The following is a 6710-nucleotide window of genomic DNA, read 5'->3' as shown; positions in this document are numbered from 1 at the left end:
AACCACTCGAGCTTCGGAGCCCGCTTGTGGTAGTGGAACCAGCCGGCAAACAGCATGAGGCCAGCCATAACGAGACCGCCAATGGCAGTGCAGTAAAGCTGATAGCTGTTTGTAATACCGGAAGCTCGCCAGAGCTGGAAGAAGCCAGAGGTAATCTGGATTCCATGGAATCCACCCCCGACATCCGCGTTCAGAATTTCTTGACCGACAATCGGCCAAACCACCTGAGCGCTTGGCTTGATGCCAGTGGGATTTGCTAACCAAGCTTCATAATTCGAGAATTTCGCGCCATGGAAATACATCCCACTCAGCCAGATAAAGACAACGGCTAAGTGACCGAAGTGAGCGCTGAAAATTTTACGAGAAATATCTTCTAAGTCGCTGGTATGACTATCAAAGTCGTGAGCGTCGGCATGGAGGTTCCAAATCCAGGTTGTGGTTTTTGGACCTTTAGCTAGCGTGCGGTCAAAGTGGCCAGGCTTAGCCCACTTCTCAAAAGAAGTAGGTACCGGGTCATTATCAACCACAACGCGGGCTTTTGCCTCTCGCTCCCGCGGGGTAATTGTCATTCGAGACTCTCCTCTCTCTAGACAAGGAACGAGTACACCTAAACTCTGAGAGCTATCTCCCTTAGCCAGCTTGCAATTAATTTGACCGGGGGATGCGGTTTAGCTTTGTCCTGGAACAGTTCCAGGGAAAACCGTGAACTCAGAGCAGGTTCTTTTGAGCATTATAGAGCCGCACCTTGACGGGTTCTGGAGTGGGTTAACAATAATTCAAAATGCGGAAATATTGAGCCAACTTGGTTTGCGGGTGCGCAACATACGGGAAACGATCTCCTTTCGATACGCAAGTTTACAAAACTCAATATAGATTTTCCTTGTGGCTTGAATTAGAAAAGATAGGGGCATGGCTCTAGATGTAGAGTTCATAAGGGCTTGACGCCGCAAAATAGAGTGTCTTAGAGCAACGCCGCATCACCGAGACCCTGGAACATGAGCCACGACAGAAAGAAATCTGAGATAAAGATCGCGAGTAAGGCGGTGACAACAGCGGTAGTGGTTGATTGCCCAACTCCCTTAGCGCCACCTGTCGTTGTTAGCCCCCAGCTCGACCCAATCGTGGCGATTAACGCTCCAAAAATGGCCGCTTTGATGAGGGAGGCGATTAAGTCCCAAGGATCTAGGAAGTTCTTGGCAGAGTCGAAGAAGATTACGGCTGAAATGTTATACATGCCATTGGCGATCGCCAGTCCCCCTAATAAACCTGTGATAAACGAAAATAAGGTGAGCACAGGCAACATGACGCAGCAGGCAATCACACGCGGGGTGACCAGATAGTCGATTGGGTCTGTTTTCAGCATGTAGAGCGCGTCGATCTGCTCGGTGACCTGCATGGCTCCAATCTCGGCGGCAAAGGCGGAGCCGACTTTCCCGGCTAAAATGACGGCGGTCATAATGGGGGCAAGCTCACGGGCAAGGGCGATCGCCAATACGCCTCCCACGGCGGTTGTCGCGCCTAGGCTGATAAACTCACGGGAAACCTGGATGGTGAAGACCATGCCGATGGATATAGCGGTTAGGAGCACTACAAGCAAGGAGTCCGGCCCCACACTAGCCATCTGGTCGAGGGTGTTGCGACGGTGTATTTTGCCTTTCAAGAGATGAAGAAGGACTTGTCCACCTAACAGCGCAGCCGCAACAAGCCTTTCTGTCCATCGACCGAGGGCGGTGTGTTTGAAGTATTTTTGCAACGTAATTCCAAGCTCCCGAAGACGCTGACAGCTTTAATACTGCCATAGGTATTCCCAGAGTGCGAAGAGTAGGGACGAAGGGCGATCGCCTGTTCAAGCCCACTGCTTTGCGTAGCATTTTTAATTCCAAAATGGCAGAAAGCTGACGTTGATTTACATAAGGTAACGGTTAGTAATGCAGTTGTGACGTTGGAGCCTAGTTCTGGTGGTCCGTGACACAAAGTTTATGCAACTTCAACAAGCTTTTTAATACAGATTTAAGATTTCTGACATCAACGGCGAGAAGGGGCGATCGCTTTTACTGTAGAAGTAATCAGATCGCACGCTGTAAATTCATGAGTACCCTACGCAGTTTCCTTCGTTCTGTTGTAATCAGCGGTATTTTTAGCTTTATCCTTCCTTGTACTGTCATCGGCATTCTTGCATCGGGATTGTACTTTGTGGGCATTTATCCCGGCTTCGTTCAATGGAGTCAGGGTGGGTTGCAAGCACTGGCCTACATCTTGTGTACTTTTGGCAATGGTGACTTGGTTACAGGGTTGATTTTGATCGGATGTGTTTGCAGCTTGGTTGGTATTTTATTTGACGTGTTTGCATTCTATCGACAGCAGAAATTGGGCAATAACTAGTCTTTGGGGCAGCCGTGTTGATAGTGATAGTCTCCTATTGACCTCTCTGGCATTCTCCTTTGCATGAATGCATCCAGTAGAAAACGACCCATGAAGCCAGTCTTCAGATTGGCTACTGCTTTAGAACGAGTTTGCGTTTTAGCGCTAGGATAGGCCAGACAAAGAAAATGGTTGTTTGTCGCTCCCATTGACAAACATTCGGTACTATCAAACACCCATGAATCAGACTTTCATGCCCGATATGGTGAACGTTCCGTTATCTCACCAATCTTCTCCCTGGAAGAGAATTCGATACGTTGCTCAGCACTGGTACACAACTCGCTGGAAAGCGGTTCTCGCCAGCTTTCTTTGCGTGTCGTTAACCTTGACGCTGTTTCCTTCGGCGGCATTGGCAGATGACACCAGTGAGGTGCCATCGACCCAGTCTTACATTGATCGTGTTGCCGAATCGATCACCGAATTTACGTTGGATAATGGCATGCGCTTCATTGTGATGGAGCGCCACCAGGCTCCGATTATTTCCTTCATGACCTATGTGAACGTAGGCGGAGCCGAGGAAGAAGATGGTAAAACTGGAGCCGCCCATTATCTAGAACACTTAGCCTTCAAGGGTACCAGTCAAATTGGTACTAATAATTACGAGGCTGAACAGCAGGTGTTCAAGCGTTTGGATGATCTATTTGCCCAGATCAAGACAGCGGAGGCCGCGGGCGATACTCAGACGGTAGAACACCTGCAAGCGCAATTCCAGGCCGCAAAGGAAGAAGCGGCCAGCTACGTGAACCAAAATGAATTTGGTAAGATCGTGGAGCAGGCAGGGGGGATCGGGCTGAACGCAACGACCTCTGCTGATGCGACCCGCTACTTCTTCGACTTGCCGTCCAATAAGCTAGAACTATGGATGTCGCTGGAATCTGAGCGTTTTCTGGATCCAGTGTTTCGGGAGTTTTACGAAGAGAAAGAGGTGATCCTAGAGGAGCGCCGGATGCGGACGGAAAATTCACCCGTGGGCAGAATGGTGGAGGCGTTTTTAGAAAAAGCTCTGCCGGGTTATCCCTACGGCCGTCCGGTGATTGGCTACGAGGATGACCTGCGTGACATGACCCGCGAGGACATTGCAACCTTCTTTGAAACCTACTACACGCCTGATCGTATGATCATTGCGATCGTTGGAGATGTAGATACTGAAAACGTTAAACAACTGGCAGAAACCTACTTCGGTCGGTTTCCGAAGCGGATAAGTCCGCCCTTACTCAACCCTAGTCTGCCTGTACAGACCGAGACCCAGGAAATCACCTTAGAACTCGCCTCGGAGCCTTGGCATTGGGAAGGGTTCCATCGTCCTCCTATTACTGATCCGGATAATCAGGTTTACCAAGCGATCGCCTCTCTGCTGGTGGATGGACGTACCTCCCGCTTGTATCAGTCCCTTATTGAAAAAGAACAGCTTGCCCTAGATGTTGGGATTGCCAACAGCTTTCCGGGCGATCGCTTCTCCAATCTTTTCCTGCTCTACGCCCCAACGGCTCCCGGTCATACCGTTGAGGACGTGGCCGCAGCGATGGATGCGGAGCTTGAGCGGTTGAAGACCGAACCAATTTCTGAACAAGAGCTGGATCGGTTGAAGACCCAAGCGCGGGCAAATCTACTGCGGCTGTTAGCGTCGAACGATGGTATGGCCATGTTGCTGCCGGAGTATGAAGCAAAGACAGGAAGCTGGATGAACCTGTTTGAAGAGCTAAAAGCAATCGAAGCGATTACGGCTGAGGATATTCAACGGGTTGCCCAAACGATGTTCCGTCCTGAGAATTTGACCATTGGGCGCATTCTCCCCCTGCCGGATGAAGAAGACTCATCTAGCTAATGGGTTAACGCTCAATCTGAGCATTCCTAAGACGTCTGACTGCATTCAATGCAATTGGGCTGATGGTGCACTGTTATGAACTAGGAGTTTGAAACACGGTTATGCAACGCTCAGAGCATCGGCAGCGAGGGCTGCAGCATCTTAGACATCGGGTTTTGCGGTACGGATTCCTAACGCTGCTGGCAATTGGTGTCGTGATTTTGGGGCTGGGGCGATCGCCTGCGATGGCTGAAATCCCGCGCCACTACACCGAACTAGAGTTTCCGCCGCTGCAACCTGTGGAAATTCCCGAATACACTCGCTATGAGCTAGATAACGGGCTTCAGGTTTATCTCATTGAGGATCATGAACTGCCGTTGGTGTCGGGGACGGCTCTCGTACGAACGGGAAGCCGCTGGGAACCTGCGGATAAGGTTGGGCTGGCGGACATTACGGGGGAAGTGATGCGAAGTGGCGGCACGGTTTCGCACCCCGCCGATGAGCTAAACCAAATGCTGGAGCAGCGAGCCGCAATGGTAGAAAACAGCATTGACGCTACCTCCGGCAGCGCAAACTTTAACGTGCTCACCGAAGATTTGCCGGATGTCTTCTCCATATTTGCCGAAGTGCTGCGTCAGCCTGCCTTTCCCCAAGACAAGATTGACCTCGCGATTAACCAGCGCAAAGGCGGAATCGCCCGCCGGAACGACAGTCCGGATGACATTGTTGGGCGAGAATTTCAGAAGCTGATCTATGGGGCTGATAGTCCCTATGCCCGCACTATTGAATACTCGACGCTGGCGGCCATCTCGCGGGATGACGTGGTCAAGTTTCACCAGCAGTACTACTATCCCAACAACATGATTTTGGGGATTGTCGGGGATTTTGAGCCGGACGCGATGCGATCGCTCATTGAGGATGCCTTTGGCGATTGGCAACCTGCCCCCCCTGAGCAGCTTGCGCAAGCGTTACCTGAGGTCGAACAGGCCAATCGCGGCACCTTTGTGGTGAATCAGCCCCAACTCAGCCAAAGCTATATCCAAATTGGGCATCTGGGTGGACAGTTGGATAGCCCAGATTACGCACCGTTGACCGTGCTCAACGAAGTTATGAATGGCTTCGGAGGACGGCTGATGAGCGAGGTGCGATCGCGCCAAGGTTTAGCCTATGTGGTCTATGCGTTTTGGTCGGCGCGGTATGACTATCCCGGACTCTTCATTGGCGGTGGACAAACTCAGTCCCCAACGACCGTTCCCTTTATTCAATCCATGCTGGCGGAACTGGAAAAAGTGCGAACAACGCCGATATCGGAAGATGAACTGCAACGGGCAAAAGATTCGGTGCTGAATGCGTTTGTGTTCAACTTTTCCGCACCGGGGCAAACGCTGCAACGGCTGATGCGGTATGAGTACTACGACTATCCAGACGATTTTATCTTCCAGTATCAGCAGGCGGTGGCGGACACCACCATTGACGATATTCAGCGGGTTGCCCAAACCCATCTGAAGCCGGAAGATTTAGTCACGTTGGTGGTGGGTAATGAGGCGGATATTACGCCATCCCTCAGCACCCTATCGCCAGATACGGACGTAACTCAGATCGATATCTCGATTCCAGCACCGCCCGTGTAGCGTCGCCCCTGGCACTAGTTTTGAGGTTTCAGTGTTCAGTTTTGAGTTTGCCACCCGTTGCATCGTTAACGATTCCAGCCTTGGATCTGGAACTGCTATAGCTGTTCCCAGCTAGCTTAGGACATGGACATTTTGGTGGGGCGGCGAAGCCGCCCCACCAAAATGTCCTAACCGATATGGCTAGCGCTATATTTCAGCAACGGGTCAGTAGCCAGACATCGTTAGATAGAAACCCCCAGCAGCCCTGAGCTACCCGATGCACGGGCGGCTCAGGGTGAGTTTATTCTTGCAAAACTCAAAATCTCTGTCATGCGCGCAGTGCCAGCACCACCATGAAAAACCCATCCATATGATGCCGATGGGGTAACACCTTCAGCCAGCCTTCGGGACAGGTAAACGGTTCCAGTGCGAGGTGGGGAGTTGGAGGCTGAATGCGCCAATCGGGATGATGGCTGAGAAACTGTCGGATCTGCTCCTCATTTTCAGCCGGATGGAGGGTGCAGGTAGAGTACACCAAGCGTCCTCCGGGTTTTAGCCATGTCATCGCCTCTTCCAGCAGTTCAGACTGAAGACGGGTTAATTCGCTCACGCTTTCAGGGGACTGTCGCCAGCGGGCATCGGCATGGCGGTGTAGAGTTCCCAGCCCAGAACAGGGAACATCCAGCAGCACCCGATCGGCGTGGCCAGGGGCTAGGGAAGGATTCGTCTGTTCTGAATTAGACAGCATACGGCTATCGCCTGCCCATAGGTGGATGGACGTTAGCCCCAAGCGATTAGTATTTTCAGTCAACTTCTTCAGTCGCGGCGCATAGCGATCGCACGCCCAGACCGTGCCCGTATCATCCATGAGTTCG

6 protein-coding genes are annotated in these 6710 nt (G+C 51.6%); 3 read left to right on the top strand and 3 right to left on the bottom strand.

The window, feature by feature from the left end; translation table 11 throughout:
• Both psaA and IGR76_17065 read right to left on the bottom strand, forming a co-directional pair.
• A partial coding sequence (psaA, locus tag IGR76_17070; protein MBF2080174.1) for a photosystem I core protein PsaA occupies positions 1–569 on the bottom strand: 569 nt, incomplete at its 3' end.
• Positions 570–961: 392 nt separating this feature from the next.
• Positions 962–1753: an MlaE family lipid ABC transporter permease subunit gene (locus tag IGR76_17065; GenBank protein ID MBF2080173.1), complete on the bottom strand. Its 792-nt coding sequence runs from the start codon at positions 1751–1753 to the stop codon at positions 962–964.
• A gap of 335 nt (positions 1754–2088) precedes the next feature.
• Between IGR76_17065 and IGR76_17060 the strand changes: the two genes are divergently transcribed.
• The 3 genes from IGR76_17060 to IGR76_17050 all read left to right on the top strand — a co-directional run bounded on the left by IGR76_17060 (position 2089) and on the right by IGR76_17050 (position 5856).
• The gene (locus IGR76_17060; GenBank protein MBF2080172.1) at positions 2089–2382 is read left to right on the top strand and encodes a hypothetical protein; all 294 of its coding nucleotides are present in this window, start codon (positions 2089–2091) and stop codon (positions 2380–2382) included.
• A 232-nt stretch (positions 2383–2614) separates the two neighbouring features.
• A complete protein-coding gene (locus IGR76_17055; protein ID MBF2080171.1) occupies positions 2615–4246 on the top strand; it encodes an insulinase family protein in 1632 nt (543 codons plus the stop codon).
• Positions 4247–4347: 101 nt separating this feature from the next.
• On the top strand, positions 4348–5856 hold the full coding sequence (locus tag IGR76_17050; protein ID MBF2080170.1) for an insulinase family protein: 1509 nt from the start codon (positions 4348–4350) through the stop codon (positions 5854–5856).
• 307 nt (positions 5857–6163) lie between these two features.
• Here the strand turns inward: IGR76_17050 and IGR76_17045 are convergent.
• Positions 6164–6710: 16S rRNA (cytosine(967)-C(5))-methyltransferase (locus IGR76_17045; protein ID MBF2080169.1), on the bottom strand; the 547-nt coding region annotated here is incomplete at its 5' end.

Origin of the sequence: Synechococcales cyanobacterium T60_A2020_003, assembly GCA_015272205.1 — a bacterium.
In the GTDB taxonomy this organism is placed as follows: Bacteria; Cyanobacteriota; Cyanobacteriia; order RECH01; family RECH01; genus JACYMB01.
This window is presented reverse-complemented; position numbering and strand designations above follow the sequence as displayed.

Excerpts from the sequence above, each read along its gene's own strand:
- IGR76_17060 (MBF2080172.1), top strand. The coding sequence starts at position 2,089 with ATGAGTACCCTACGCAGTTTCCTTCGTTCTGTTGTAATCAGCGGTATT.
- IGR76_17050 (MBF2080170.1), top strand. The coding sequence starts at position 4,348 with ATGCAACGCTCAGAGCATCGGCAGCGAGGGCTGCAGCATCTTAGACAT.
- IGR76_17055 (MBF2080171.1), top strand. The coding sequence starts at position 2,615 with ATGCCCGATATGGTGAACGTTCCGTTATCTCACCAATCTTCTCCCTGG.